25 protein-coding genes and 1 pseudogene are annotated in these 25,211 nt (G+C 66.5%); 10 read left to right on the forward strand and 16 right to left on the reverse strand.

All coding sequences use genetic code 11. The features are described from left to right. The first annotated feature begins 21 nt into the window (after window positions 1-21). From EZH22_RS12885 to EZH22_RS12895, 3 genes are read left to right on the forward strand one after another with little or no spacing between them, the layout of a single operon-like run. Window positions 22-450 (forward strand): MaoC family dehydratase, encoded by a 429-nt coding sequence (locus EZH22_RS12885; protein ID WP_203195994.1) that lies wholly within the window; start codon window positions 22-24, stop codon window positions 448-450. Then, entirely contained in the window at window positions 447-1,604 is a 1,158-nt protein-coding gene (locus EZH22_RS12890) for an acyl-CoA dehydrogenase family protein (protein WP_203195995.1), read from the forward strand. Before EZH22_RS12885 ends, EZH22_RS12890 begins: the two co-directional genes overlap by 4 nt. A gap of 2 nt (window positions 1,605-1,606) precedes the next feature. Next, on the forward strand, window positions 1,607-2,527 hold the full coding sequence (locus EZH22_RS12895; RefSeq protein WP_203195996.1) for an SDR family oxidoreductase: 921 nt from the start codon (window positions 1,607-1,609) through the stop codon (window positions 2,525-2,527). A 124-nt stretch (window positions 2,528-2,651) separates the two neighbouring features. Here EZH22_RS12895 and EZH22_RS12900 read toward each other — a convergent pair whose 3' ends face one another. Next, window positions 2,652-3,185, reverse strand: coding sequence for a flavin reductase family protein (locus tag EZH22_RS12900; protein WP_203195997.1), 534 nt, complete (start codon window positions 3,183-3,185; stop codon window positions 2,652-2,654). A gap of 145 nt (window positions 3,186-3,330) precedes the next feature. Beyond that, window positions 3,331-3,948 carry a MarR family winged helix-turn-helix transcriptional regulator gene (locus EZH22_RS12905; RefSeq protein WP_203195998.1) on the reverse strand — a complete coding sequence of 206 codons (618 nt, stop codon included), beginning with the start codon at window positions 3,946-3,948 and terminating at the stop codon, window positions 3,331-3,333. Between the two features lie 236 nt (window positions 3,949-4,184). On the opposite strand from EZH22_RS12905, the gene EZH22_RS12910 reads away from it, so the two are divergent. After that, a complete protein-coding gene (locus tag EZH22_RS12910) occupies window positions 4,185-5,678 on the forward strand; it encodes a 4-hydroxyphenylacetate 3-hydroxylase family protein (RefSeq protein WP_203195999.1) in 1,494 nt (497 codons plus the stop codon). A 171-nt stretch (window positions 5,679-5,849) separates the two neighbouring features. Here EZH22_RS12910 and EZH22_RS12915 read toward each other — a convergent pair whose 3' ends face one another. From EZH22_RS12915 to EZH22_RS12955, 9 genes are all read right to left on the reverse strand, one after another. Continuing rightward, window positions 5,850-7,295, reverse strand: coding sequence for an aldehyde dehydrogenase family protein (locus tag EZH22_RS12915; protein ID WP_203196000.1), 1,446 nt, complete (start codon window positions 7,293-7,295; stop codon window positions 5,850-5,852). 68 nt (window positions 7,296-7,363) lie between these two features. Beyond that, window positions 7,364-9,139 (reverse strand): thiamine pyrophosphate-binding protein, encoded by a 1,776-nt coding sequence (locus EZH22_RS12920; RefSeq protein ID WP_203196001.1) that lies wholly within the window; start codon window positions 9,137-9,139, stop codon window positions 7,364-7,366. A 72-nt stretch (window positions 9,140-9,211) separates the two neighbouring features. Beyond that, window positions 9,212-10,321 (reverse strand): alpha-hydroxy acid oxidase, encoded by a 1,110-nt coding sequence (locus EZH22_RS12925; protein WP_203196002.1) that lies wholly within the window; start codon window positions 10,319-10,321, stop codon window positions 9,212-9,214. A 147-nt stretch (window positions 10,322-10,468) separates the two neighbouring features. After that, window positions 10,469-11,509, reverse strand: a complete 1,041-nt coding sequence (locus tag EZH22_RS12930; RefSeq protein WP_203196003.1) for an ABC transporter substrate-binding protein — start codon at window positions 11,507-11,509, stop codon at window positions 10,469-10,471. A 149-nt stretch (window positions 11,510-11,658) separates the two neighbouring features. Further along, window positions 11,659-12,417, reverse strand: coding sequence for an ABC transporter permease (locus tag EZH22_RS12935; protein ID WP_203196004.1), 759 nt, complete (start codon window positions 12,415-12,417; stop codon window positions 11,659-11,661). Window positions 12,418-12,436: 19 nt separating this feature from the next. Further along, window positions 12,437-13,225 carry an ABC transporter permease gene (locus tag EZH22_RS12940; RefSeq protein WP_203196005.1) on the reverse strand — a complete coding sequence of 263 codons (789 nt, stop codon included), beginning with the start codon at window positions 13,223-13,225 and terminating at the stop codon, window positions 12,437-12,439. Between the two features lies 1 nt (window position 13,226). Beyond that, window positions 13,227-14,000, reverse strand: coding sequence for an ABC transporter ATP-binding protein (locus tag EZH22_RS12945; protein WP_231711453.1), 774 nt, complete (start codon window positions 13,998-14,000; stop codon window positions 13,227-13,229). Window positions 14,001-14,315: 315 nt separating this feature from the next. Continuing rightward, a complete protein-coding gene (locus EZH22_RS12950; RefSeq protein WP_203196517.1) occupies window positions 14,316-14,984 on the reverse strand; it encodes a GntR family transcriptional regulator in 669 nt (222 codons plus the stop codon). 12 nt (window positions 14,985-14,996) lie between these two features. Continuing rightward, complete coding sequence (locus EZH22_RS12955; RefSeq protein WP_203196006.1) at window positions 14,997-15,665, reverse strand: DUF4286 family protein; 669 nt, start codon at window positions 15,663-15,665, stop codon at window positions 14,997-14,999. 79 nt (window positions 15,666-15,744) lie between these two features. Between EZH22_RS12955 and EZH22_RS12960 the strand changes: the two genes are divergently transcribed. The 5 genes from EZH22_RS12960 (at window position 15,745) to EZH22_RS12980 (ending at window position 20,485) form a co-directional block, all read left to right on the forward strand. Next, the gene (locus EZH22_RS12960; protein ID WP_203196007.1) at window positions 15,745-16,329 is read left to right on the forward strand and encodes an amino acid synthesis family protein; all 585 of its coding nucleotides are present in this window, start codon (window positions 15,745-15,747) and stop codon (window positions 16,327-16,329) included. A gap of 11 nt (window positions 16,330-16,340) precedes the next feature. Next, the gene (locus tag EZH22_RS12965; RefSeq protein WP_203196008.1) at window positions 16,341-17,537 is read left to right on the forward strand and encodes an amidohydrolase family protein; all 1,197 of its coding nucleotides are present in this window, start codon (window positions 16,341-16,343) and stop codon (window positions 17,535-17,537) included. 186 nt (window positions 17,538-17,723) lie between these two features. Next, on the forward strand, window positions 17,724-18,641 hold the full coding sequence (locus tag EZH22_RS12970) for a TRAP transporter substrate-binding protein (RefSeq protein WP_210352039.1): 918 nt from the start codon (window positions 17,724-17,726) through the stop codon (window positions 18,639-18,641). Then, a complete protein-coding gene (locus tag EZH22_RS12975; protein WP_203196010.1) occupies window positions 18,638-19,183 on the forward strand; it encodes a TRAP transporter small permease in 546 nt (181 codons plus the stop codon). The genes EZH22_RS12970 and EZH22_RS12975 overlap by 4 nt, the downstream gene beginning before the upstream one ends. Before the next feature lie 24 nt (window positions 19,184-19,207). After that, window positions 19,208-20,485, forward strand: coding sequence for a TRAP transporter large permease (locus tag EZH22_RS12980; protein WP_203196011.1), 1,278 nt, complete (start codon window positions 19,208-19,210; stop codon window positions 20,483-20,485). 71 nt (window positions 20,486-20,556) lie between these two features. On the opposite strand, the gene EZH22_RS12985 is transcribed toward EZH22_RS12980, so the two are convergent. The 5 genes and pseudogenes from EZH22_RS12985 to EZH22_RS13005 all read right to left on the reverse strand — a co-directional run bounded on the left by EZH22_RS12985 (window position 20,557) and on the right by EZH22_RS13005 (window position 24,482). Beyond that, window positions 20,557-20,931: a 2Fe-2S iron-sulfur cluster-binding protein gene (locus EZH22_RS12985; RefSeq protein WP_203196012.1), complete on the reverse strand. Its 375-nt coding sequence runs from the start codon at window positions 20,929-20,931 to the stop codon at window positions 20,557-20,559. Continuing rightward, window positions 20,931-22,637 carry an FAD-binding protein gene (locus EZH22_RS12990; protein ID WP_203196013.1) on the reverse strand — a complete coding sequence of 569 codons (1,707 nt, stop codon included), beginning with the start codon at window positions 22,635-22,637 and terminating at the stop codon, window positions 20,931-20,933. The genes EZH22_RS12985 and EZH22_RS12990 overlap by 1 nt, the downstream gene beginning before the upstream one ends. A 25-nt stretch (window positions 22,638-22,662) precedes the next feature. Beyond that, window positions 22,663-23,205 carry a winged helix DNA-binding protein gene (locus tag EZH22_RS12995; RefSeq protein WP_203196014.1) on the reverse strand — a complete coding sequence of 181 codons (543 nt, stop codon included), beginning with the start codon at window positions 23,203-23,205 and terminating at the stop codon, window positions 22,663-22,665. 471 nt (window positions 23,206-23,676) lie between these two features. Then, window positions 23,677-23,913 (reverse strand): annotated as a pseudogene (locus tag EZH22_RS32875) (ferredoxin--NADP reductase); the annotation flags it as partial. A gap of 50 nt (window positions 23,914-23,963) precedes the next feature. Then, window positions 23,964-24,482, reverse strand: a complete 519-nt coding sequence (locus tag EZH22_RS13005) for a cysteine dioxygenase (protein WP_203196015.1) — start codon at window positions 24,480-24,482, stop codon at window positions 23,964-23,966. A gap of 182 nt (window positions 24,483-24,664) precedes the next feature. Here EZH22_RS13005 and EZH22_RS13010 point away from each other — a divergent pair, with 182 nt between their 5' ends. After that, complete coding sequence (locus EZH22_RS13010) at window positions 24,665-25,129, forward strand: Lrp/AsnC family transcriptional regulator (protein ID WP_203196518.1); 465 nt, start codon at window positions 24,665-24,667, stop codon at window positions 25,127-25,129. Window positions 25,130-25,211: the final 82 nt, after the last annotated feature.

Genomic DNA, 25,211 nt, shown 5'->3' on the forward strand with positions numbered 1-25,211 from the left:
CGCCGGAGAAGGAACCAACCGATGGAAATGCCAAATGGGGCCGCGCTTCCCCGCGAGCTTGTCGCCGTCAGCCTGGTGGCGGGACCGCACGAGGTCGCCCGCTATGCCGAGCTCACCGCCGATTTCAATCCCATCCATCTTGATCCCGCATTCGCGGCGGGCACCACCTTTGGTCGGCCGATCATCCACGGGACGCTGGGGCTCAACCTGGTGATCGAGGCGATTGAGCGCACGTTCGGGGGTCTCCCGGACGACGTCAGCGTAGAGGTTCGCTTCGTGAAGCCGGTGCCCGTGGGCTCCGCCATCCGGGCCGGAGGCTACCTGCGGAGCCTCGAAGCCGGGACATACGAAATTTATGTCGAAACCGCCTCCGGCGAGCGCGCCGTCGAGGGCACCTGCACCATCGGCCGGGCGCCGGAGCATCGCAACAAGGGAGCAAACGCCACATGACGATCCCCATCGTCGACGACGAAACCTTCGGCCAGCTCAAGGACGCGGTGGAGCGCTTCGTCGCCGAACGCCTCGTTCCCAACGAGATGCGGGTCGAGATCGAGGACGAGATACCCGAGGAGATTGTCGCCGAGATGCGGGAACTCGGGCTGTTCGGCCTCACCATCCCGCCCGAGTATGACGGCATCGGTCTGAACGCGCGTCAGGAAACCCAGCTCGCCATGATCTTCGGCGGCACGGCCCTCGCCTTCCGCTCCCTGCTCGCCACCAATATCGGCATCGGCGCCCGTGGCCTCATCTTCGAGGGGACGCAGGAGCAGAAGCAGCTTTACCTGCCGAAGCTCGCCAGCGGCGAGATCATCTCCGCCTTCGCGCTCACCGAGCCGGACACGGGCTCCGACCCGGCCAATCTCACCACCCGCGCGGTGCGCGACGGCGACGACTACGTCATCAGCGGCACCAAGCGCTACATCACCAATGCCGAGCGCGCCGGCCTGTTCACGGTCATGGCCCGCACCGAGTTCGACAAGCCTGGCGCGGACGCCATCTCGGCCTTCCTTGTCCCGCGGCCCACGCCCGGCCTCACCATCGGCAAGAAGGACCGAAAGATGGGCCAGCGCGGGACCACCACATCGGACGTGATATTCGACAACGTGCGCGTGCCGGCAAGCGCCATCATCGGCCTCGTGCCGGGGCGCGGCTTCCGGCTCGCCATGCGCGTGTTGGACCGCGGGCGAATTCACATCGCGGCTCTCGCCACCGGTGCATGCCGGCGGTTGATCGCGGAGATGGTCTCCTTCGCCCGCGAGCGCAGGCAGTTCGGCAAGCCCATCGCCGAATACCAGCTGATTCAGGCGATGATCGCCGACAGCCACACGGAATACCTCGCCGCGAAGGCGCTCGTGGAGCAGACGGCCGCGATCTATGACCGCGAGGGTGCCGCCCGCACGGAGGCATCCGCCGCCAAGTATTTCGCCACCGAGGCGGTGGGCCGCGTGGCCGACCGGGCCGTCCAGGTGCACGGCGGCGCGGGATACATGAGCGAGTACGCCGTGGAACGCTTCTATCGCGATGTCCGCCTGATGCGGATCTACGAGGGCACCAGCCAGATCCAGCAACTGCTGATCGCCCGTCAGCTTCTGAAGGGAGCATGACCATGAGCGCAACCAGGATGCTCGACGGCAAGGTCGTCGTCGTCACCGGGGCCGGCGGCGGGATCGGCCGTGACATCGCCCTGTCGGCGGCGGCCCATGGCGCCATGGTCGTGGTCAACGACATCGGCGCGGGCCTCGACGGCAAGGGGCAGGACGAGGGCCCCGCCGCGTGCGTCGTCCAGGAGATCCGCTCCGCCGGCGGGGAAGCGGTCGCCAGCCTCGACAGCGTCGCAGACGCCGAGGGCGCCGGCCGCATCGTTCAGGTCGCGCGCGACGCCTTCGGACGGCTCGACGGCATCGTCAACAATGCGGGCATCCTGCGCGACGCCTTCTTCCACAAGATGTCGGATGAGGAGTGGGACAAGGTCCTCAAGGTGCATCTCTACGGCAGCTTCAACATCAGCCGGGCTGCCGCCCCGCTCTTCAAGGAGCAGCAATCGGGCAGCCTCGTCCACATGACCTCCACGTCGGGGCTCATCGGCAACCGGGCGCAAGCGAACTATTCCGCCGCCAAGCTCGGGATCGTCGGCCTGTCGAAGTCGATCGCCCTGGACATGGAGCGCTTCGGGGTGCGCTCCAACTGCATCGCTCCCTTCGCCTGGAGCCGGATGATCTCTTCCATCAAGGTGGACACGCCCGAGCAGGAGGCGCGCGTCGCCCGCCTGCAGCAGATGACCCCGGCCAAGGTCGCGCCGCTGGCTGTCTACCTCCTCTCCGACAGGGCCTCGGACGTGAGCGGACAGATCTTCAGCGTACGCAACAACGAGATCTTCCTCTTCAGCCAGCCGCGGCCGGTGCGATCGGTTCAGCGCGACGACGGCTGGACGCCGGAACGGATTGCCGATCACGCCATGCCGGCGCTCGCCGCCAGCTTCCATCGCCTCGACGTGTCGTCGGACGTCTTTACCTGGGATCCGGTCTGATCCGGTCACGCAAGGCGCTTCTCGCGATGCATCGCGCAGCCATCGTCATGCCCGTTCGCGCGCCAGATGGACGAACTGGTAGAAGGTCGCTGCTGTGCCCTGCAAAAGGCTTTCGATTCGGCGGCTACCAGCCGTGGAGCAGGTGCTCGATGCCGGATGGCGTCGGACGTGGCGAATCCTCGTCCAGCTTCCGATACTTGCCCTTGAAGAAGACCAGCGGGCGCCCTTGCGTTGAGCTGCGCGCCGTATGGGCGATCACTTCGCCGACGAGGATGAGGTGGTCGCCGCCGTCGTAGCGGGCATGGTGCCGGCACTCGAACCATGCCAGGGCTTCCCGCAGCAGCGGTACGCCGCCTCGCCCCGCTTCGGGCGCGAGGCCCTCCCATTTGTCGGACAGCGATCGGGCGAAGCGTGTGGAGAGCTCACTCTCGCGCTCCGGCAGGACGTTCACCGCATAGTGGTCCGCCGCTGCCCACGCGGCATAGGCCCTGGTGTTCCGAGCGATGGAGAACAAGATCAGCGGCGGGTCCAGCGACACCGAGTTGAAGGAACTGACGGTGGCGCCGATCCGCTCGCCGTCCGTGCCGCAGGTGGTGACGATGGCGACGCCGGTGGGAAACAGGCCGAGGGTCTCGCGGAAGGCACGGGCGTTGCTCATGGCGCAATGCCTTTCAGGCGGGCGGCAGCAGCCGCGCAAGCGTCATTGTCCGTGCCGACGATGAGCGGCGGCCGGGAAGCGGCGGCATGGCACGCAACGATCTTCATGCCTCTGGATCCTTGGTAGGGCCCCCTCCGGGCGCGGTTTAGCCGATGGTCCTGGCGGTGGCGCGGCGGCGGTCTCCGGCCTCGGCTGGAGTGCCCTCGGCCCGGGCATCCTTCAGCATGTCGCCCCAGCGGACTTCCGCGAGAGCCCGCTCCGAATTGACGATCAGGGCCTTCATCGCCCGCGTCAGTGCATCGAGATCGGCGCGCGAGATGGATTCGAAAAGAATGTCGTTGATCCGCCGGACCAGCGGGGCCACCCGGCGCACCTCGGCCTCGCCCTCCGGCGTGAGCGATACCAGCACGCTCCTGCGGTCGGTGAGATGGGGGCGTTTCGTCATCAGCCCCTTGCGGACAAGTCGCCCGACCTCCGTGGTCACGTGCGGGGCCGCGAGGCGCACGTGCTCCGCAAGGTCGCGGATGGTCACGCCGTCCGTGCCCTCGCGATAGGCCGTGCCTATGAGCACGGCGAACTGGCTGCCGGTCAGGCCGAGCTCCTGCGCGAACACCTCGCGGCAGGCCTGCAGCCCGTCGAGCGCCCGCACCATGGAGAAGATGCTGTCGCGGAAGTCCCGGTCGCTGCCCGCATTGAGGAAGTCGGGCCGCGAAATCGTGATGGGCGGAATGAAAGCCGGGGAAGCTGTTCGGCGGGGAGGCATCTGCGGTCGTCTCTTCGTGTCGGTGCCCGGGCGTGCCTGCCGGCAGCGCGTCATGGCCGAGGATGCCACGGCGGGCCGGCATCACAAACCGGAAAGGTACGTTGACAGCTACAAAAATAACTACAAAATGTAGTTACTTGCTCAGCTGCATCTGCCGCCCGTGCGGCAGCGCCGTCCGAGGACGGGTCGAACACGAATGGCGTGAACCCGGCGCCCCCTTCCAGAAGGCATTTGTCATGACCATCCAGACCCCGGTCACTTCCGCTGCCGCCGGCCTGCGCACGGGGGCCGCATTTCTCGCCGACCTCAAGGCCAGCAAGCGCTGCATCTTCGTCGATGGGCAGAAGGTCAGCGATCCCACCTCGCACCCGGCCTTCCGCGAGGGGGCGAAGTCCATGGCGCGCCTGTTCGATTTTGCGGCTGCGCCCGAAAATCTGGAAACCATGACCTTCGAGGTGGAGGAGACCGGAAAGCGCGCCTGGCGCTGCTTCCAGATCCCGAAAACCCATGCCGACCTGAAAGCCAAGCGCATTGCCGCCGAGAAGTGGGCCGAGCAGACTTTCGGCCTGATGGGCCGCACGCCGGACCATGTGGCCAATTTCTTCACCGGATATGCAGCCAAGCCCTCGGTCTTCGCCAAATCCGGCGCGCGCTATGCGGAGAACGTGGTCAATTTCTACAAATACATCCGCGACAACCACCTTTATGTGTCCTACGCGATCGTGCCGCCGCAGATCGACCGTTCCAAGCCCGCCCACAAGCAGGCCGATCCGCACCTCTACGCCGGCGCGGTGAAGGAGACGGCGGAGGGGATCTATGTGTCCGGCGGCCAGCAGCTGGCAACCGGCGCGGTCTATGCCGACTATATTCAGGTCAGCTGCATCCATCCGTTGCAGCCGGGTGACGAGAACTACGCCATCAGCGTTGCCATCCCTGCCGACGCGGAGGGCCTGCGGCTTTATTCCCGCCGTCCGTTCGCCCAGCAGGCGGACAATGCGGAGGATCATCCGCTCACCAGCCGGTTCGACGAGAGCGACTGCTTCGTGGTGTTGGACAATGTGTTCGTGCCCTGGGAGCGCGTCTTCATCTATCGCGACATCGAGCTGTGCCGAGACCAGTGGTGGAAGACGCCCTCCCATCTTTACGGCAACCACCAGGCGCAGGCCCGCTTCGCCACCAAGCTGCGCTTCCTGCTCGGCCTCGCCAAGCGCATGAACGAGGCCGTGGGCAATGATGGTGTGCCGCCGGTGCAGGTGCAGATGGGTGAACTGGCCGCGCTCGCGTCTATCGTCGACGGCATGCTTCAGGCGCAGGAGGTGATGGCCTCCTATGACGAGGAGGGCGTGCTGTGGCCCTCCAAGACCATTCTGTATTCGGTGATGGCGCTTCAGTCGGAGATCAACCCGCGCATGATCGACATCGTGCGCGGGCTGACCGGGGCGGCGATGATTACGCTGCCGTCCTCGGTGAAGGATTTCGAGAACCCCGAGTCCCGTCCCGATCTGGAGCGCTTCTTCGGTACGCCCGTGCTCAATGCCCGCGAGCGCGTGGCGCTGATGCGCCTTGCCTGGGATTTCATCGGCTCGGAGCTGGGCAATCGCCACCAGCAGTACGAGAAATTCTACGGCGGCGCGTCCTTTCTGGTGAAGATGAACGTCTTCCGCGACTACGACTTCAAGCGCGCCGGCGCGCTGGTGGATGCGGCCTTGAGCCTGCCGCCGGTGGAGTGAGCCCTTCCGGCGGCCGGATTGGGGGCCTCTCCGCGAGGAGGGGCCCGTGTTCCGTGGGCAAGAGGGGGCGACAGACGGAAAAGGCCTCTTCCGAAAAAAAAAGGCCTTTTCTCCCGTTTCGGTCCGGGCAGTTCGACCCGCACCCGCGCGGGTACGGGCCGGGAACCTCGGTCAGGCCACCTCGTATCCGAGGATGGCCTTGATCTCCAGGAAGTCCTCCAGCCCGTAGATGCCGGCCTCGCGGCCATTGCCCGACTGCTTGTAGCCGCCGAACGGGGCCTCCACATCCTGAAGCTTTCCGTGCGGGGCGCCGTTCAGATAGATGCGTCCGGCGCGCATGCGCAGGCCGATGGCGCGGGCGTGCTCCAGCGACCCCGCCCAGACATAGCCCGAGAGGCCATAGAGTGTGCCGTTGGCGATCTCGATGGCGTCGTCCTCGTCCTTATAGGAGAGGATGGAGAGCACGGGACCGAAGATTTCCTGCTGGGCGATGGTCATGTCCGGGCGCACATCCGAGAAGATGGTCGGGCGCACGTAATAGCCGCGGTTGAGGTCGGCCGGACGCCCTTGGCCGCCAATCACCAGCGTTGCGCCTTCGGCGATCCCGACGCCGATCAGGTGCTGCACGCGGTCGAATTGCGCCTTGCTGACCAGCGGGCCGAGACGGGTGCCCTCAGCCAGCGGATCGCCGACGACGACCGCTTCTGCCGTCCGCCGGGCGATCTCCACCACCTCGCCCAACTGGTCCCGATGGACGAGCATGCGCGTGGGTGCCTGGCAGGATTGCCCCGTATTGGTGAAGCAGCGCAGCACCCCGGCCGGCACCGCCTTGGCGAGGTCTGCGCCGGGCAGGATGATGTTGGCGGACTTGCCACCCAGTTCCTGATGGACGCGCTTGACTGTCTCCGCCGCCGACTTGGCCACGAGCACGCCGGCGCGGGTGGAGCCGGTGAAGGAGACCATGTCAATGTCGGGATGCGCGGAAATCGCCTCGCCGACCGTTGGCCCGTCGCCATTCACGAGGTTGAAAACGCCCTTGGGCACGCCGGCCTCGTGCAGGATCTCGGCGAGCACGATGCCGCTGAGCGGAGCCACCTCGCTGGGCTTCACCACGGCGGTACAGCCGGCGGCAAGCGCGGCGGCGAACTTGGCGGCGATCTGGTTCACCGGCCAGTTCCATGGCGTGATCATGCCCACGACGCCGATGGGCTCGCGCACGATGTGCGTGGTGTCGCCCAGCATGTGGCCGAAGTCGTAATCCTTCAGCACGCGCCGCGCTTCCTTGAAGTGGTCCAGCGTGGTGTTGGTCTGCACGTCCTTGGCGAACCAGAGGGGTGAGCCCATCTCCGCCGTGATGACGGCGGCCAGCTCGTCGAAGCGCCGCTCGTAGGCGGCAATGATGCTGGCCAGCAGCTCAAGGCGTTCCGCCTTGCTGCTTGTCGACCAGCTCCCGAAGGCCGCACGGGCGGCCTTCACCGCGCGATCCACATCGGCCGCGCTGCCAAGGCTGATGGTGCCGGCCACCTCCTCGTTGGCCGGATTGATGACATCGAACGGGGTGCCGGCGATGGGCTCGACCCAGGCGCCGTCGATGTAGAATTTCGTGGTGTTGCTCATCGCCATGGTCCTTGCATGGAAGGCCGGAGAGGCCGCCTGTGCGGGCAGGCGGCCTGTCGGTTCTGGTGTCACTCGCCGCGGGACAGGGGCGGGTTGGCGTAGCCGGGCGTCACATGGGCGTCGATGAAATAGGGCTTGCCGGAGCGCACCACTTCAAGGCCGCGCCGGATGGCCGCCTCCAGCTCCTCGATGGTCTGCACCGGGCCTTCCGCTTCCACGCCCTGCGCGCGCGCCATGGCGGCGAGGTCGAGTTCGGGATCGGCGATGCGCTGGCCGATCCAGCGGTTCTGCGCGGGGCGGCCGCGCATCTTCGCCACCGCTTCCTGATGAATCTCGTCGTTGAAGTTGGAGCGGTTGTTGGAGACGATGAACAGCGCCGGGATGCCGTAATGGGCGGCGGTCCAGAGGGCGGAGACGCCCTGCATGAAATCGCCGTCGCCCAGCACCGAGACCACAGGGCGGCCGGAGTCCTTGAGGGCCAGCGCCACGCCGATGGTGAGGCCCGGGCCGGCGGCAAGGCCGGCGCCGCCGTCATGGCCCATGAAGTCCAGCGGATCGCGGAAGTGATAGGCGTTGCCCGCCCAGCCGATGGTGACATGGGCGAGGGTGAAGGTCTCCTCGCCACGCACCTTGGCCAGCGCCACCTCAATGTCGCGCGGCGCCATTTCCTTCGAGGCATTGTCGGAATAGGCGGGAACGGGATGGGTGTTGCGGCTCTTGCCGTCCCAGCGCGCCTGGCCGGCGAGCTTCTGCTCCAGCACGGCGAGCACGTCCTCCACCGCGCCGTCGGCGCCCGCCATGACCGGCACGTCCACCGGCGGCAGGGCGAAATAGTCCATGCTCCAGCCGCGATGCAGGATGCTGTCCAGCGAGACATGGGCGATCCTGGCCGGATAGGTCTCGGTGGTGCGGGTGAGCTGGAGCAGGAAGCCGTTGAGGTCCACCCAGTCGAAGCTGACGATCACGTCCGCCGCGCGCACCTTCTCCTTGGCGGCGGGACTCAGCCAATAGAAGGGCGGCACGATGTGCAGGCCGTGGTCGGTGGGAAACACCGAGCGCTCGCGAACGGAGGTCATGACCGAGGCGCCGGAGAGTTCCGCCAGCCGCACGCGCCGCGCCCAGGCCTCCGGATCACGCGAGCCACGGCCAAACAGGATGAGAGGAGTCTTGGCGCGCGCCAGCATCTCGGCGATGGCTTCCACCTCTGCGGCACCGGCGCGGGGCGCAGGGGCAGGTTTGAAGCGTTCCACCGAGGGGATGGCGAGTGGCTGATCGAGCTTCTGCTCCTGCAGGCCGGCATCGAGGCAGATGTACACGGGGGCGCAGGGCTGGCTCTCGGTAAGCTGCGCGCCGCGCAGGAAGGCTTCCACGATGCCGTGGGGTGAGCGCGGCTCGTCATCCCACTTGGTGTAGTCGCGCACCAGCGCACCCTGATCCTTTGAGGTGTGGATCCAGTCGATCCACGGGCGACGCTTCTCGGGGGCGACGGGGCCGGTGGCGCCGACCACGATCATCGGCGCGCGGTCGCACCAGGCGTTGAACAGCCCCATGGCGCCGTGCAGCAGGCCGACGTTGGAATGCAGCACCGCGGCCATGGCCTTGTCGGTGGCCTTGGCATAGCCGTGGGCGATGGACACCACATGGTCCTCGTTGAGGCACAGCAGCATCTGGGGCCGCTCATTGCCCAGGTGGTTGACGAGGCTGTCGTGGAAGCCGCGATAGCTCGCCCCCGGATTGAGGGCGATGTAGGGAATGTCGAGAGCACGCAGCATGCGGGCGGCGATGTCGCTGCCCCATTCCACCGTTTCGGAAAGCGTGACCTCGGGACGTTCGATATTCTTCATTGCACCAGTTTCCGTAGGCTTTCGATGGTGGGATGAGGCCCCGTGCGGGCGTCCGGGAGAGGATTTCGGGCGTCAGGTCTGTGGCTGGCGCTGGCCGATGAAGGTGGACAGGACGCTGGATGAAAGTCCGGGCTGGGTCCGGCGCAGCAGCGCCGCATCGAGTTGCGCAACGGTGCGGCAGCCCAGCAGCGCCAGCGCGTTGGAAAGCTCGGCCTTGAGAAGGGAGAGCATGGTTTCCACCCCGGCCCGCCCGCCGGCCGCCAGCGCGAGCCCTTGCAGCTTGCCGAGCCCCGCAGCCGTCGCGCCGAGCGCCAACGCCTTGGCGATGTCGGTGCCGCGCAGGAAGCCGCCGTCCACGAGCACCGGCTTGTCGGCGCCGATGGCGGCGCGCGCAGCCTCGATCTGATCGAGGGCCGGCACGCAATGGTCCAGCTGCCGCCCGCCGTGGTTGGAGAGATAGACCGCGTCGGCTCCGTGCTCGGCGGCGAGGCGGGCATCCTCGGGGTGAAGGATGCCCTTGAGGATCAGCGGCAGCCGCGTGAGGCTGCGCAGGAAGGCCACGTCATCCCACGACAGCGCGGCCTGCTCGGTGGTGATCTGCACCGATTTGCGGTCGTCGAAATTCACCCGATCCACCGCCGCGGCGGAGGAAAAACGGTTGCGCAGGTCGCGTTCGCGCCGGCCGTAGACCGCGGAATCAACGGTCAGGCAGATGGCGGCGCAGCCCGCGGCCTCGGCGCGCCCCACCACCTGCCGCAGCCAGTCGCGGTCGCCGCGCACATAGATCTGGAGGATCAGGACGGCATCCGGCTCGGCCCGCGCCACCTCTTCCAGCGCAGGCTGGGACATGATGCTGATGAAGCAGGGCACGCCCGCCGCCCGCGCCGCCGCCGCGCTGGCGAGCGCGCCCTCCTTGTCGAACAGGGAGAGCGAGCCGATGGGGGCGAGAAAGGCGGGCAGGGCCATGGAGCGGCCGAAAAGCGATGTGGCGGTGGAGCGCTCCGCCACATCGCGCAGCACCCGCGGCAGAAAGGCGAGGCTATCCAGCGCCAGGCGGTTGCCGCACAGCGCGCGCTCGGATTCCGCGCCGCCGGTCAGATAGTCCCACACCGCCGGGGCCAGCCGCGCGCGGGCGCGGGTGACGATCTCATCATTGGTGAAGATGTCGGCGCTCGTGTCCATTGCCCGCCTCTGCTTCGGCAATAGGCGTCTGAATATTCAGACATTAAGATTGTAAGACAAAACTGTCAATCGCGAGGAAGCCCGCGCGCGTGACGTGGTGCCGAAAGTCCGGCGCCACGTGCGTCTTGCGCATGCGCATGTCCGCCGTCACCCCGCGCAGGGGTGCGGCAGGTAGCTCATGTCCACGTAATTCTTGATCTCGATGCGCTTGGCCAGGAAGCCCTGGTCCACCATGGCGTCCACCTGCGACTGAAGCAGGTCGGAGCTCAGGCAGCCGTTGAGATCGCGATAATAATCGCTCTTGGTGGCGAAGTACGTGTCCACCACCTCCGGCGTGGACTTGGCCACTTCGGCGACCACGGCCACCGCCTCCTTGCGGTTGGCCGGATCGTGCAGCCAGTGCAGGCCGTCCACATAATCCGCCAGCCAGGCGCGCACGGCGGCGGGCTGGGTGGTCAGGATCTGGTTGGTTGCGGCCTGGAAGATCACCGAATAGGCCGGGTAGGCCGCGGTTCCGTTGAACAGTTCGCGGATGCCCCCCTTGGCCAGTTCGGTGGCGCCGAAGGGGAGGGGGAGAACGCCGCAGTCCACGCGGCCCTCGCGCAGGGCCATGCCGATGCTCGGGAAAGAGATTTCCACGATGCGCACGTCGCGTCGCGGATCGAGGCCGTTCTTCTTCAGCACGACGCGCAGCAGCAGATCGACGCCGGTGCCGAAGGCGTTGACCGCGATGATCTTGCCCTTGAGCTGCTTGGGGTCGGTGATCGGGCTGCCCTCCAGCACATAGAAGGACTGGGCGGAATAGCCGGCGCGGACGTCATGCTCGTCGGCGATCACCTTCATGCCGCCGGGCACGGCGTCCTTGGCAAGAGCGGAGACGAAGCTGGCGCAGGACTGGGCGGCCAGGTCGATGCGCCCGGCGGCCATCAGCGCTGTCGCTTCCGGGGTGCCGCGCGTATAGGTCACGTCCAGAAGATAGTCCTTGCCGTAGCGCTTCAGGATGTTCTTCTTCATGAAGTCGGTGAAGAAGACGGTGTCGATTTCGTTCGGGCCGAACCCGCCGCCCGTGGCGTAGCGCAGGGTCGGGGGCGTCTGTGCGCGCAGCGGCGTTCCGGTACTCGCCGCGAGCGCGGTGGCGCCCATGCCCATGAGGGCCGTACGTCTGGAAATCCCGAACTTGATGCCCATGCTCAATATCCCCTCTTGCGAACAAGACGCTGGTGGAAGGATGGATGCGGCCCGTTTCTTTTGCCGGGCTCGTTTGCCCTTGCGGGCGGTCGGCGCGCTGCCGCCTCCTACGGGGGTAGGCAGGCGGGCCTGCTTGTCCGCCGGAAGGCTCAGTCCTTGCTGGCGGTCTGCTCGTGCCAGCGCAGGGTGTGGATGCGAAGCTTGAGGAACAGGGTGTCGATCACGTAGCCGATGGCGAGCATCAGGATGAGGATCTCGAACACCGTCGTCGTCTCGAAGAAACGCTGGGCGTAGACCAGTTCACCGCCCAGCCCGCCACCGCCGGCGATCATCTCCGCCGTGAACGCGCTGACCAGCGCCTGCGGGATGGCGACCCGCACGCCGCTCAGCAGCGAGGGGAGGGAGGCCGGCAGCACGACCCGGAAGATCATGCCGGCGCGCGTTGTTGCCATCGCCTGCGCCGCCCAGATCTGCGCGCGGGGCACGGTCGAGGCGGCACCATAGGCGGCGACGATGAAGGGGAAGACGCAGACGAAGGCAACCAGCAGGATCTTCGACATGTGATCGATGCCGAACCACAGGATGAAGATGGGCAAAAGGGCGATCTTGGGTGCGGGGAAGCCGGTGGAGATGATCGGCGTCATGAAACGGTTCAGCCATGTGAACTGCGCCATGGCGATGCCGGTCGTGACGCCGATGACCATGGCAATCGCAAAGCCGGCGAAGGCCCGGTAAAGGCTCACCAGCATGGGGCCGAAGAACTGGCCGGCCAGCAATTGCGTGAACAGGTCCGCGACCACGTGCGAAAAGGCCGGCAGGAAAATGGGCGGCGTGAGCCCGGTGCGGGCGACCACCTCCCAGACCGCGGCGAGAAGCACCAGAGGGTAGAGGGAAACGACCCTTGCCATGTCCGAAATCGCCTCTCGATCAGCGTTGCGCGCTGTAGGTGTCGCTCCAGCGCAGGGCGTAGGCCGACACGCGCGCGAACAGGAAATCAATCGTCGCGGCGACGATGACGATGGCGGTGACCGCAGCGAACATGGGCACGTAGGCGCCGTTCTCGCCGTACATGAAGATCAGCTTCCCGATGCCATAGCTGGAGGCGATCATTTCCGCCGCGATGGCCACCACGAAGGAGAAGCCGAGCGCCACCCGGACGCCGATGAGGATGGCGGGCAGCGCGGCGGGCAGCTGGATGCGGAACAGGATGCCGACGGGACCGGTGCCCATGGCCCGGCCACTCCACACCAGCACGCGGGGCACGCCCTCCACCCCGTGATAGGTGTAGACGAGCACTGGCAGCAGGGTGGACAGCATCACAGCCAGCACGTTGGTCACGGTGCCGATGCCGAACCAGAGGATGAACAGCGGGATCAACGAGGTCTTGGGGAGGGTGTATGTGACCTTGACGATCGGCTCGAAGAAGCCGCGGACATGCCTGGAAAGCGCCATCGTGGCGCCGAGCGGAACCGCGATCGAGGTGCCGAGCAGCAGGCCGAGCATGCTGCGGATGACGGTTTGCTCAAGGTCTGTCCGGAATGAAGCCGTGCCCATCAGGGTCACAAGCTCGACCGCTACGTCACCGGGCAGGGGAAGAAGTGAGCGATCGACGAGGCCGAGGCGGACGACCAGATCCCACGCGAGAACGCAGGCGGCCAGCGAGCCGACATAGCTGAGGATGGCGACCAAAGGGGCGGTGCGGGATGCCGTGCTCATCTCACACCTTCAGTCCGGTCACCTGCTCGCGCACGCTCAGCCACACAGCATTGCGCCATTTGCGATAGGAATCGGACAGCACCACCTGCTCGCGGGTGAGGCTGGTGTCGTGGGCGATGTCGAACTCGGCGACGAAACGGCCGGGACGCTGGGACATGACGCAGATGCGGTTGGCGAGATAGACCGCCTCGTCCACGTCGTGGGTGATCATGATCACCGTCTTGCGGTTGGTGCGCCACAGCCGCAGCAATTCGTCCTGCATCACCTCGCGGGTCTGTGCATCGAGCGCGCCGAACGGCTCGTCCAGCAACAGGATGTCCGGGTCGTAGGCGAAGGTGCGCGCCAGTGCCACGCGCTGCTTCATGCCGCCGGAAAGCATGCGCGGGAAAGCGTTGGCGAACTGGGTAAGCCCCATCAGCTCCAGATAGCGCTCGACGATCTCGCGCTGCCTGGCAGCCGGCATGCCGATGCGATCCAGCGGATAGGAGATGTTCTGCGAGACGGTCAGCCACGGGAACAGCGCATATTCCTGGAAGACCACGCCGCGGTCCAGCCCGGGCGCCTTCACAACCTTGCCGCCCGCGCGCACCACGCCGTGCGTCGGCTGCACAAAGCCACCGATGATGTAGAGCAGGGTGCTCTTTCCACAGCCCGAGGGACCGACGATGGAGACGAACTCCCCTTCCTTCGCGGTCAGGTTGACCTCGTCAAGCGCACGCATTTCATCAAACGACTTGGAGATTGCCTCGACCACGATTTTGTCGGATCCGCTCATTCCTTCTGCTCTTCGCTTGAGTGACGGGAGATGCGATCAACGAATGGCCACGGGCGCCGGTCGGCGGCGTTGCGCCGGGCAAAACCATGTCGAGGGCGTGCGGCCTTGGTGACGATCGCGTCGCCGGCCGGCTTCGTGGGCGGGGCTGGCCCGATGCGGGGCCGAACATGCCGTGCGAGGCTCGCGTGCCCTGCGGGGCGTTGCGTTCTCGCCTGCCAGATCATGAGGTTGGCGCCTCATGATCAGATGTTAAGATTGTAAGACGATTATGTCAATCGTGCTTCGGCCCTTTCCCGCATTTCGCGGCAGGGGCCGTCAGTCTCTGCGCGCGTCCCGGTCGTAGGCTTCCCGCGCGGCGGCGCAGGCCTGCTCGACGTGATGGATGGCAGCGGCGCGGGCCGCGTCCGCGTCGCCGCGCTCGATCGCATCGCACAGCCCGGTCATTTCCTTGAGGCTGAATTTCGCCCGGCCGGGCAGGGACATGGAGCGTTCCCGCAGGAAGTTGATGCGGGCCAGGAGGCCGCGGAGGATTTCCTCGATGATACGATTGCCGCAGGTGTTGAGGATCACGTCATACAGTTCACCGGTGGAGGTGATCTGCAGGACTTTTTCGCCCTGCCGGGTGGCCTTGCCGAATTTGGCGAGGGCCTCGCGCATGCGCTTGTGGTCCTCCGGGCGCGACCTCAGGGCGGAGAGGGCGGCCGCCTCGCCTTCGAGCAGGCTGCGCACCTGGTAGATTTCCTGTGCTTCCTGCCACGACAGGATGGGAATCTGCGGCCCGCGGTTCGGGATGATCGCGATCAGCCGCTCCGCTTCCAGGCTGCGCAGCGCCTCGCGCACGGACGGCCGGCTGACGCCGAGCAGTTCGCAAAGATCTGCTTCGATCAAGCGATCGCCCGGCTTGAACATGCCGGCGAGGATCGCCGAACGCAGTTTCTCGACCGCCTGGCCCTGCACGGTACGGGGTGAGACCCGGAGATTCATCTCGATCACAATTCACACTCTTGCAAAGTGGCGCTGCCCGTGGCGGCTGAAGACTGTATACGAACCCTTGAACCATGGCTCTTTGGCGAGACGCGCCCGCCAGGGGGTCGCCCGCGCCGCGTCGCGGGCGGGCGACTGCAATGCGTCTGCATCCGCGAGATAATGCAATGCTAGGTGGGTATAGGTCTCGGGAACACCGTCTGCAACGCGCATGCGGCGGACCATGAGCCATTTCGGCTCCTTCAACAGCAGCGGCACGTGGTCTTGCTCGTACCAGTCGTCGAAATCGGCGGTGGCCTCGGCCGGCACGGTGAAGGACACGGCATAGAGGAAGGGGGCGTCCAGCGCCTCCTGCGGATCGATGTTCGCCCGAACCGAAGTCTCGTCCGCCAGATAGCGGGTGAAGCCGGTGACGTTCTTGAGCATCCAGGCGGTCTCTTCGGACGGCTGGGTCTTTACCTTGGTATAGGCCTCGGTGGACATGGCTCCGAGAGTGTCCATTTCATAAACCGCCAGATAGCCGGGGCCGTCGTGCCGGCGGTAGCGCTGGCCGCTGACGAAGCCTGGGCAATCCATGCGGATGGGGATGTGCTCGGTGTCATACCAGGCGTTGAACCTTGCCTCGAAGTCCGCGCCGGGCGTCATCTCCGAGAACAGCGTCGACTTGCCCTTGCCCGCCATCGCCATGCTCCCCGATTGACATAATGTCAGACGATCTGATAGTCGATTCAGGCAGAGTGTCAAGGCTTGAGGGTTGGAAATGCAGCTCACCATAAGGCGCACCTGCGTCATCATTGGCGACAAGAACGAAGAAGCCGGCCGTGTCAGTCCGGTGCCCCAGCGCAAGGTGGCGGTGGTGGCCATCGTCAAGAATCCCTATCTCGGTGGCTATGTCGACGACCTGAGCGAGCTGGTTTCCGCCAGCGTCCCGCTCGGCGAGACCATGGCTGAACTGGCTCGCGAGGCGCTCGGCGGGCGCGGCGTGCAGAGCTATGGCAAGGGCGGCATCGTCGGTCTCTCCGGCGAGCAGGAGCATGCCAATGCCCTGCTGACCACCGCCTTCGCCACGCCCTTCCGTTCCATGATCGGCGGAGGCGAAGCGTGGATTTCGTCCATGACCAAGGTGGCCGCCCCCGGTGCGCTGATCGACATTCCCATGAACCACAAGGACGATGTCTACGTGCGCTCGCACTATGACGGCATGTCGCTGGTGCTGCCCGACGGACCGATGCCGGACGAGATCGCGGTCATCTTCTGCATGGCCAGCATCGGCCGGCTGAATGCCCGCGTGGGCGGTCTCACCCATGAAGAGGTTGCCGCGCGGCCGAAGGGCGCGCAAGCGTAGGAGCTGCGGGGATGAAGACGGCGATTGTCAACCTCTCGAAGGTCATCACGGGCGACCTCGATCAGCCGGTCATCGCGGCGGATGGCGTGCTCTGTGTCGAAGGCAAGATCGCTGAAATCGGCACTCTGTCCGCCGCCGCCGTGGCGGATTGCGACGTGGTGATCGACGCCGATGGCGCCATGGTGATGCCGGGGCTGATCGATTCCCACGTCCACATCACCTTCGGCGACTATACGCCCCGGCAGAAGACCGTCGGCTTTCTGGAAAGCTACCTGCATGGCGGGGTCACCTCCGCCATCAGCGCGTCCGAGGTGCATGTGCCGGGGCGCCCGCGCGATCCGGAAGGGGTGAAGGCGCTCGCGGTGGCCGCCCAGCGCTGCTTCGCGACCTACCGGCCCGGCGGCATGCGGGTCTATGCCGGCAACCTCATTCTGGAGCCGGGGCTCACGCCGCAGGATCTCGCCGATGTGCGCGCCCTCGGCGTGTGGATGGTCAAGGCCGGCTTCGGCGATTTCGCCACGCCCTATGAATATGCCCCGCTGGTGCATGAGGCGCGCAAGCTCGGCATGATCTCCATGGTTCACACCGGCGGTTCGTCCATTCCAGGCTCGTCCGGCATCTGGGCGGACCATCTGCTCGCCATGCAGCCGGACGTGTCCTATCACGTGAACGGCGGCCCGGTGGCGATCCCCGATGCCGACTTCCCGCGGCTGGTGAACGAGAGCGGCATGGCGCTTCAGGTCTGCACCGCCGGCAACCTTCGCACCACGCTTCTTGTGGCGAAGCTGCTGGCGGATGCCGGGCAGATGGAGCGCCTGCTCATCGCCACCGATACGCCAACCGGCAGCGGCATCATGCCCCTCGGCCTGCTCTACACCATCAGCCATCTCGTCGCGCTCGGCGGCATGGAACCCGAAGTGGCCATCGCCGCCGCCACCGGCAGCAACGCCCGCGTCTATGGGCTCGACAGTGGCGTTCTCGCTCCCGGTCGCGCAGCCGATCTGGTGGTGATCGACGCCTGCGCCGGCGGCTCGCAGGACGATGCCATGTGCGCGCTGCGCAACGGCGATATTCCGGCGGTCGGCGCGGTCCTCACGGCAGGCATTCCGCGTTTTGTGGGCCGCAGCCGCAACACCCCGGCGACGACCCGCACGGTGCGCGTCGCCCAGAACCGCATCCTTCAGGACTATTCCGGTCAGGCTCATTGAGCCGGTCCAACGACCCGCCATCCAGCGGCGGGCGCAGATGAGACGGCGCGTATTCACTCACACAAAGTGAGGATCACAATGACCTTCCGGCACCAGATTTCCCGACGTTCGCTTCTGCGCGGCGCCGCTTGCGGCTCTGCGCTTCTCGCCGCGCCCCCAATCGTCCGCGCGCAGGCCCCGATCACCATGAAGATCGGCACCGCCACGCTCAACGATGCGCAGCACGAGTGGATGAAGATCTTCGCTCGCCTCGTCGACGCGCAGGCCAAGGGCCGGATCAAGGTGGAGATCTATCCCTCCAGCCAACTCGGCTCGATCCCCCGCATGGTGGAGGGCACGCAGTTCGGCTCCATCCAGGCGGTGGTTGCGCCGCCGGAATTCCTCAGCGGCGTGGATACACGCTTCGAGATCATCGGCGCCCCCGGCGTATTCAGAGATGTCGCGCAGGCGACCGCCACTATTCAGGACCCCGCGTTCAACCGGGAGTTTCTGTCCATCGGCGCCAACAAGGGGCTGAAGGGCATCGGCATTTTCGTCAATGCGCCGGCCATCTTCAACACGCGCTCCAGGGTCGAGCACCTGAAGGATTTCGCGGGGCAGAAGCTTCGGGTCTTCGCGTCGCCCATCCAGACCGAGCAGATCAGGAAGCTCGGGGCGACTGCGGTACCCATGTCGCTGGGCGAGGTCCTGCCTGCGCTCCAGCAAGGCACCATCGACGGCCTGATGAGCGTGCTGCCGGTGCTCACCGCCATGCGCTTCTACGATGCCGCCAAATATATCATCGAGACAGACCAGGCCATGGTCACCGTCGTTTCGGTGGTCAGCAAGATCTGGTTCGACAAGCTGCCGGGCGATCTGCAGACGGCGGTGGCCGAGGCGGGCGCGGTCGCGAGTGTCGAAGTCGCCCCGTGGGCGGTCAATTTCGCCCGCCAGCAGCGCGAAGCGTGGACCGCTGCCGGCGGTGTGCTGACCAAGCTGCCATCGGCTGAGGAAGCCGAGTTCATGACGATGCTGCGCCCAATCGGCGCGGAGGTTTCGGCACGCAACCCGCAGGCGAAGGCGCTGTTTGACCTGCTGGTCAAGACCGCGGCCACCAAGGCATGAGCGCGCAGGCCGAACGGGTCGTCCCGCCGTCCAGGGACACCTTGTCGGCGGTCGCCACTTGCGCCGGACATGCGATTGCGGCGGTGGCGGTGCGGATTGCCGGCGTGGCGCTTCTCGCCATCGTCGCCATCAACTGTGCCAACGTCGTCGGACGCTATTTCTTTGCCGCCCCCATCGGCTGGGCGGAAGAGGCGATGCTGTATCTGATGGTCCTGCTGGTCTTCAGCGCCATGGCCACGGTGACGTGGCAAGGGCGGCACATTTCCATCGAGCTGGTGGCGGACCTCATGCCGGCGGCGGCGCGAAAGGCCGCGCGCCTGCTGGTCATCGTGCTCACCGTCGCCACATGCCTTCTCGTCGCCTCATCCAGCTACGAGGTGGTCTCGATGCTGCACGCCTTCGACCAGCGCAGCGACGCCCTGGAAATGCCGATCTGGATTCCGCAGGGCTGCATTCTGGTCGGGCTGGTGCTTGCGGGTGCGCTCACCGTGCTGCGCCTTCTGGCCTATCGGCTCGACGAACCGGAGCGCCGCCTCGACTGAGGATTCGAAAGAGGGAGGCCCGTCATGGGGGCCCTGGTTTTTGGTGTCCTGCCCCTCGGCCTGCTCGGGCTCGGCGCGCCGATCTTCGTCGTCCTGCTGATCGCGACCTGCGCCGGCATGCTGTTCATCGGCGACATTCCGCTGCGGGCCGTCCACACCGCCATCTTCGGCAGTTTGGACGTCTTCTCGCTGCTTGCCATCCCGCTGTTCATCCTTGCCGGTGACATCATGGCGCGGGGCGGCATCGCACGCCGGCTCATCGAACTGATCCTCGCCATGATCGGCGGCGTGCGCGGCTCCATGCCCATGGCCACCGTCGCCTCGGCGGCGGCGTTCGGCGCCATGTCCGGTTCGAGCGTGGCCTGCGTGGCGGCCATCGGCAAGCTGACCATCCCCGCGCTGGAGAAGGGGGGCTACACCCGCATCTTCTCGGTCAGCCTGATCACCGCCACCGGCGTCATCGACGTGATCATCCCGCCCTCGATCCCGATGATCATCTACGCGATCGCCGCACAGCAGTCGGCCTCCGAACTGTTTCTGGCCGGCATCGTGCCGGGCCTTGTCGTGGCGGCGGCGCTGGCGGGCTATGTCTATCTGCATGCCCGCTGGCACAACATCGCCATCGGCGCGCGCCCGCGCTGGTCGCAGATCCGGGTGGCTGCGCGCGGCGCGATCTGGGCCGTGCTTGCGCCGGCGATCGTGCTCGGCGGCATCTATGGCGGCGTGTTCACGCCCACCGAGGCGGCAGGCGTCGCCTGCGTCTACGCCATCGTCGTCTCGGTATTTTTATACCGCGAGATGACGCTGGCGCAGGTCTGGCAGGTCACGCTCGAGTCCTGTGTCCTGGTGGCGCAGATTATGATCATCGTCGCGGCCGCAGGCGCCTATTCCTGGCTTATCACCACCAGCGGCTTCCCCGCCCGGCTGGTGGAGGGCATCGCCAGCCTGCAACTGGAAACCTGGATGCTGCTGCTGGCCATCAACCTGATCCTGCTGTGCGTCGGCAGCGTTCTGGAGCCGCCCGCCGCCATCCTCGTTATGGCGCCGCTGCTCACCCCGATCGCCCATCAGGCGGGCCTCAATCCGCTGCACTTCGGCATCATCGTGACGGTGAACCTTGCCGTCGGCATGTTCATGCCGCCCTTCGGCCTGAACCTGTTCGCCGCGCACGCCATCTTCGGCACGCCCCTGCCGCGTCTTTATCGCGGGGTGGTGCCGTTCTTCGTGATCTACCTCATGATCCTGATGCTGCTGACCTATGTCCCGGCGCTGACGTTGGCGCCCATGGCCCTGTACCGGTGAAACGCCCCCGGAGGGAGCGAGGCGCCCCCTCCGGTGTCAATCGGCATGGAAACCTGATGCGATGGTCATGCTCAGGCACCCGCCACGACCTTGCCGAGGCCGGACTTGAGCGCATGCTCCATGCGCTCGTCCGGAGGCGTGATCTCGGTCACGAGGTCGCGCAGGTGTGCCTTGTTGCCCAGCGGCTCCAGCACCATCTCGCGCGGCTCCAGGCGGGCCGTGCAGGCATAGTCCACCTTGCCGTCGACGATGATCATGCACTCCTTGCAGGTGTTGGCGCTGATGCAGGAGTGACGGATGGACAGCGTGGCATCGAGATGGGCGCGTACGAAGCGCAGCCCGTCCAGCACCGACTGGCCGGGGGTGTAGGGCACCTCGTAGGACGAGGTGGGGGCGTCCTCGCCGGCATTGCCGCGGCGAACAATCAGGGTGGCGGTCTCACGCATCAGGCGACCTCGCAGAGGGTGTGTCCCTCGACCGGGGCGCGGCCGAGCACGATGTCGTCGCCCGCCAGCTTCACCGTATGGTGCAGCACGAAGGCGGGATCCATGGCGGGGAAGTCGTCGCGCTGGTGGGCGCCGCGGCTCTCCTTGCGGGCGAGCGCGGAGCGCGTCACCGCTTCCGCAACGAGCAGCATGGTGCGCAGGTCGAACCAGTCCAGGCGCGCCATGTTGTAGGGGCCGGGCGCGCCGGGCGGCAGCGCACCGACGCGCGTTTTGAGGACGGCGATGGCGGCGAGCGCCTTGTTGAGGCCGTCCTCGGTGCGGAACGGCCCCACGTCGACGGACATGACCTGCTGCAGCTCGGCGATGAGGCCGGCGTGGTTCTCCCCGTGCTCCGGCGCCACCGCCGAGACGAGGTCGAGGGCGCCGGCCGGCACCGGGGCATCGGCATTGCCGGCGGCTCGGGCATGGAGCGCCGCGGTGCGGCCCGCAGTGCGGCCGAACACGAAGGCTTCGGTGATGGCATTGCCCGAGAGGCGGTTGGCGCCGTTGGAGCCACCGTTGGCCTCGCCGCAGGAAAACAGGCCCGGCACGCTGGTGCGCATCCGGGCGTCCACCTTCACCCCGCCCATGTGGTAGTGGGCGATGGGAGCCACCTCGATGGGCATCCGGGTGAGATCGATGCCGTTGGCGGCGAGCCGGTCGATCACTGGCCCGAAGGAGGCGCGCAGCGTCTCCGCCGGGATGTGCTGGAAGGAGAGGTAGGCGCCGCCCGCCGGCGAGCCGCGGCCCGCCTTTACCTCGGAGAGGATGGCGAAGGTGGCGCGGTCGCGCGTCACGTTATAGGTGCCGGCCTCCTCGTTGCCGTAGTCGTTCACGAACTCGCGCATCTCGGCGTTGAGCAGGCGCCCGCCGAGCTTGTAGCGGAAGGGGTCCCACATGATGGGGTCCATGCCCACAAGGCGGGGCGCGAGGTGGCCGATGGGGAAAAACTGGACGAACTCCATGTCCGTCAGCTCGGCGCCGGCGCGCAGGGCGAGGGCATAACCGTCGCCGCCCATGTTGGCGGAGGCGCTGTTGCGCTGGTAAAGCCGGGTGAGGCCGCCGGTGGCGATCACCACCGCCTTGGCCTTCACCATCACCGGCCGCCCGTCGGCCAGCGAGAAGCCCGCGGCACCGGTGGCGACGCCGTCGGTCACCAGGACGTCGGTGATGTAGAGGTCGCCGATGCGGGCGACCTCCTTCTGGCGCAGCACGCGGCCGCGCAGGGTCTTGGCCACCGCCGGGCCGGTGGAGAGGAAGTCCACGTAGACGCAGCGCGGCCGGTCGTGCCCCGGGGCCAGCGCTTGGCGGATGGAGCCGTCGTCGTTGCGCGCCCAGCCCACTTTCCACTCGTCGAGCTGGAGGATGTCGCGGGGACCTTCCTCGCACACCAGCTGGGAGAGGGAGGCGTCGCACAGCTCGCGGCCGGCGGCGAGAGTATCGGCGAGGTGATGCTCCCAGCTGTCGGGTGTCTGGGAGCCGAGCGCCACCGCCACGGTCATCTGCGCCATGATGGTGGCGCCGCTGCGCCCGATGAGGCTGCGGTCGGCGAGGATGACGCCGGCGCCTTCCTTGCCGGCCTCCAGCGCCGCCATCATGCCGGCGGCGCCGGAGCCAATCACCAGCACGTCGGTTTCGAGTTGGACCACATCCATTGCCACTGTCATGCCTTTCTTCGAGATCGGCCCTGCGTCAGACCGTGGCCGCGGAGCGGGCCGCCTGGTTGTAGTATCCGGAGACGGCGCGCAGCACCTCGCCGACCTCGGAGAGGATCTCCTCGGACGGGCCGCCGGACGAACGCAGCGGCTTCACCAGCAGTTGCTCGCGGATGGCGGCGTAGCGCGTGCACGCGGCGATGCCGGTGGGGGTCGCCTCCACCACCTTTTCCTTGCCCATACGCCGGGTCTTCACGAGGCCGGCGCTCTCGAGCTTGCGCAGCGCGTAGGTGGCGACGTGCGTCTCCTCGATGTCGAGGATGAGGGAGACGTCCGAGAAGGATTTCGGCCGATCCCGATGTCGCACGATGTGCAGGATGAGCACCTCGAGCGGCGACAGGTTGGGCGTGCCGGCGGCCGCCATGCAGCGCACGATCCAGCGCTCGAAGGCGTGGACCGCGAGGATGAGGCCGAACTCGGTCTCCGACAGCGCCGGAGACCCGCCGGCCGCCAGATGCGCCGACGAGACGATGGGATCGTAGATGGCCGCATCGGCCGGCCTGCGCTTGGAACCCTTCATATCCCAGCCTCCCGTGGCGGCCGCGCTGCAAGCCGGTTCGAAATCTGAATCGATCAAGATTCCATCCTTCTGTCCAAATCGTAGGCGGCTGGATTTTTGGCTTTATTTATAAGTTTTTGAACGTGGAGATCGCCGGCAGCCCCGGAGCCGTCCTGCATTCCTTCCATCCATCTTACCTACTTTTTACCTGTAATTTCTCACTATCAGGCACGGCGATGCAGGCGGCGTGCCAGCCTCTAACGCTCCATGAACGCCTTCCCGATCACATCGTGACCGGGGTTGGCGTTCCTGCCTTCTTCAAGGCCCTGGGCATCGAACCTCCGGGTCATGTCGGCGAGCATGGCCGGCTGCCGCAAAGCATGAAACAGTCATTGGCTGCGCCGATCCTGGGCCGCTCAAGATCGCCCGGCGGCGGCCGGAGGCGAACGCGCCCGTGATGCGGCCCGCGTTGGCGGACGGCTCGCGCCGCGCGCCCGGCAGCAGCGCATCGTGCACCGGCGTGCCGGTCGGCTTGCGGCCGGCGAGGATGCGGTCGCCCTGCTTCAGGTGCTGGAGCCGCGAGGTCCGTGGGCCCGCCCGCTGCTGGGCGATCATCTTGAACTGCCCGCTGGCGAAGCGGAATGCGGGATCACGCGTGGTCGAGAAGCTGAACAGGATGTTGGTCCAGTGGCGGACGGACGGAACGGCTTCTGTGTTGAAGCTGCTCATGGCGCTTGTTCTGGAAGGTTTTGTTTTTGAAGGGGCGGCGCGCGGCCGGGTCAAACGGCGGCGAGCTGGTACTCACGCTCGACCGAGTTCGCGTGCCGGCGGTGGTCGAAGCCGTAGACGTGCAGCGAGATGGCTTCCTCCGGGCCGAGGGAGGCCATCTGGTGCAGGTTGGGACCCGTGGGCAGCATGCAGGCGACGAAGCCGGGTCCGTGGGTCACGGTGGACTTCAGGACCGCGCGCTTGGTGTCGATGGCCGAGAAGCAGCTTTCCTCGATGGTGCCTTTCAGCACGGCGAAGCAGCAGGAGCAGTGATGGTCGTGGATGGACGTGCGCGCCCCCACGTCCCACACCATCGCCCACACGCTGATGTCCTCGTCGCCATAGACGAGGTTGCGGGCATAGTTGCCGGGCTTGCGGGCGAGGGAGATGCCATCCAACAGGCCGGGCCGCGCGACGAGCTCGGCGAGGGTGGCGTGGGCAGCCTCAAGATAGGTCTCGGCGATGCTGCGGCTGGCGGCGCCGAGGCGGGAAAGGAGGTCCGCGTCGTGGCTGTGGTGCAGTGCGTTCATCTCACATCCTTCTCGCAGGAGCGAAAAAAGGATAGGCGCCGCAGCCGGGAACGAGATTGCAAACTTTGCGCTGTTTGCTCTAAAACGAGGAATAATTTTCTCTCGATAACGTCCATTCAAAAATCATATCGCGGCAATGAGCCAGCATGGAGAATGCATTGCCTCGTCCGCCGATTCTGAAGCTGGATGCCGTCGACCTGCGCTTGCTGCGGATTCTCCAGGCTGACGCGAACCTGCCCCTCGCCGATCTCGCCGAGCAGGTCGGCCTGTCGCCGACGCCCTGCTGGCGGCGCATCCACAAGCTGGAGAGCGCCGGCGTCATTCGCCGCCGCGTGGCGCTGCTCGACCGTAAGCTGCTGAACGCCAACGTCACCGTGTTCATCGCCGTGCGCACGAACAAGCATTCCGCCGATTGGCTGGAGCAGTTCGCCCGCGCCGTGCGCGACATTCCCGAGATCGTCGATTTCTACCGCATGAGCGGCGAGATCGATTACCTCCTCAAGGCGCTGGTGCCGGATATCGCGGCCTATGATCAGGTCTACCGCAAGCTCATATCGAAGATCGAGCTGTCGGACGTCACCTCCATGTTCGCCATGGAGGAGCTGAAGTCCACCACCGAGATCCCGCTCGGCTTCGCCGCCAGCTGAGGGGCGGCGCCGTCCTGATCCTGCCGTCCGCGGCGGGTGGGCGGGCCTTCCCTCTGGCAGGCGAGAAGGTCGTATCGGGAGA

The sequence above is a fragment of the Xanthobacter dioxanivorans genome (genome assembly GCF_016807805.1).
Lineage (GTDB): Bacteria > Pseudomonadota > Alphaproteobacteria > Rhizobiales > Xanthobacteraceae > Xanthobacter > Xanthobacter dioxanivorans.

Bases quoted from the DNA above. Each gene is read 5' to 3' on its own strand.
- EZH22_RS12885 (WP_203195994.1), top strand. From the start codon at position 22: ATGGAAATGCCAAATGGGGCCGCGCTTCCCCGCGAGCTTGTCGCCGTC.
- EZH22_RS12890 (WP_203195995.1), top strand. From the start codon at position 447: ATGACGATCCCCATCGTCGACGACGAAACCTTCGGCCAGCTCAAGGAC.
- EZH22_RS12895 (WP_203195996.1), top strand. From the start codon at position 1,607: ATGAGCGCAACCAGGATGCTCGACGGCAAGGTCGTCGTCGTCACCGGG.
- EZH22_RS12900 (WP_203195997.1), bottom strand. From the start codon at position 3,185: ATGAGCAACGCCCGTGCCTTCCGCGAGACCCTCGGCCTGTTTCCCACC.
- EZH22_RS12905 (WP_203195998.1), bottom strand. From the start codon at position 3,948: ATGCCTCCCCGCCGAACAGCTTCCCCGGCTTTCATTCCGCCCATCACG.
- EZH22_RS12910 (WP_203195999.1), top strand. From the start codon at position 4,185: ATGACCATCCAGACCCCGGTCACTTCCGCTGCCGCCGGCCTGCGCACG.
- EZH22_RS12915 (WP_203196000.1), bottom strand. From the start codon at position 7,295: ATGAGCAACACCACGAAATTCTACATCGACGGCGCCTGGGTCGAGCCC.
- EZH22_RS12920 (WP_203196001.1), bottom strand. From the start codon at position 9,139: ATGAAGAATATCGAACGTCCCGAGGTCACGCTTTCCGAAACGGTGGAA.
- EZH22_RS12925 (WP_203196002.1), bottom strand. From the start codon at position 10,321: ATGGACACGAGCGCCGACATCTTCACCAATGATGAGATCGTCACCCGC.
- EZH22_RS12930 (WP_203196003.1), bottom strand. From the start codon at position 11,509: ATGGGCATCAAGTTCGGGATTTCCAGACGTACGGCCCTCATGGGCATG.
- EZH22_RS12935 (WP_203196004.1), bottom strand. From the start codon at position 12,417: ATGGCAAGGGTCGTTTCCCTCTACCCTCTGGTGCTTCTCGCCGCGGTC.
- EZH22_RS12940 (WP_203196005.1), bottom strand. From the start codon at position 13,225: ATGAGCACGGCATCCCGCACCGCCCCTTTGGTCGCCATCCTCAGCTAT.
- EZH22_RS12945 (WP_231711453.1), bottom strand. From the start codon at position 14,000: ATGAGCGGATCCGACAAAATCGTGGTCGAGGCAATCTCCAAGTCGTTT.
- EZH22_RS12950 (WP_203196517.1), bottom strand. From the start codon at position 14,984: ATGAATCTCCGGGTCTCACCCCGTACCGTGCAGGGCCAGGCGGTCGAG.
- EZH22_RS12955 (WP_203196006.1), bottom strand. From the start codon at position 15,665: ATGGCGGGCAAGGGCAAGTCGACGCTGTTCTCGGAGATGACGCCCGGC.
- EZH22_RS12960 (WP_203196007.1), top strand. From the start codon at position 15,745: ATGCAGCTCACCATAAGGCGCACCTGCGTCATCATTGGCGACAAGAAC.
- EZH22_RS12965 (WP_203196008.1), top strand. From the start codon at position 16,341: ATGAAGACGGCGATTGTCAACCTCTCGAAGGTCATCACGGGCGACCTC.
- EZH22_RS12970 (WP_210352039.1), top strand. From the start codon at position 17,724: ATGAAGATCGGCACCGCCACGCTCAACGATGCGCAGCACGAGTGGATG.
- EZH22_RS12975 (WP_203196010.1), top strand. From the start codon at position 18,638: ATGAGCGCGCAGGCCGAACGGGTCGTCCCGCCGTCCAGGGACACCTTG.
- EZH22_RS12980 (WP_203196011.1), top strand. From the start codon at position 19,208: ATGGGGGCCCTGGTTTTTGGTGTCCTGCCCCTCGGCCTGCTCGGGCTC.
- EZH22_RS12985 (WP_203196012.1), bottom strand. From the start codon at position 20,931: ATGCGTGAGACCGCCACCCTGATTGTTCGCCGCGGCAATGCCGGCGAG.
- EZH22_RS12990 (WP_203196013.1), bottom strand. From the start codon at position 22,637: ATGACAGTGGCAATGGATGTGGTCCAACTCGAAACCGACGTGCTGGTG.
- EZH22_RS12995 (WP_203196014.1), bottom strand. From the start codon at position 23,205: ATGAAGGGTTCCAAGCGCAGGCCGGCCGATGCGGCCATCTACGATCCC.
- EZH22_RS13005 (WP_203196015.1), bottom strand. From the start codon at position 24,482: ATGAACGCACTGCACCACAGCCACGACGCGGACCTCCTTTCCCGCCTC.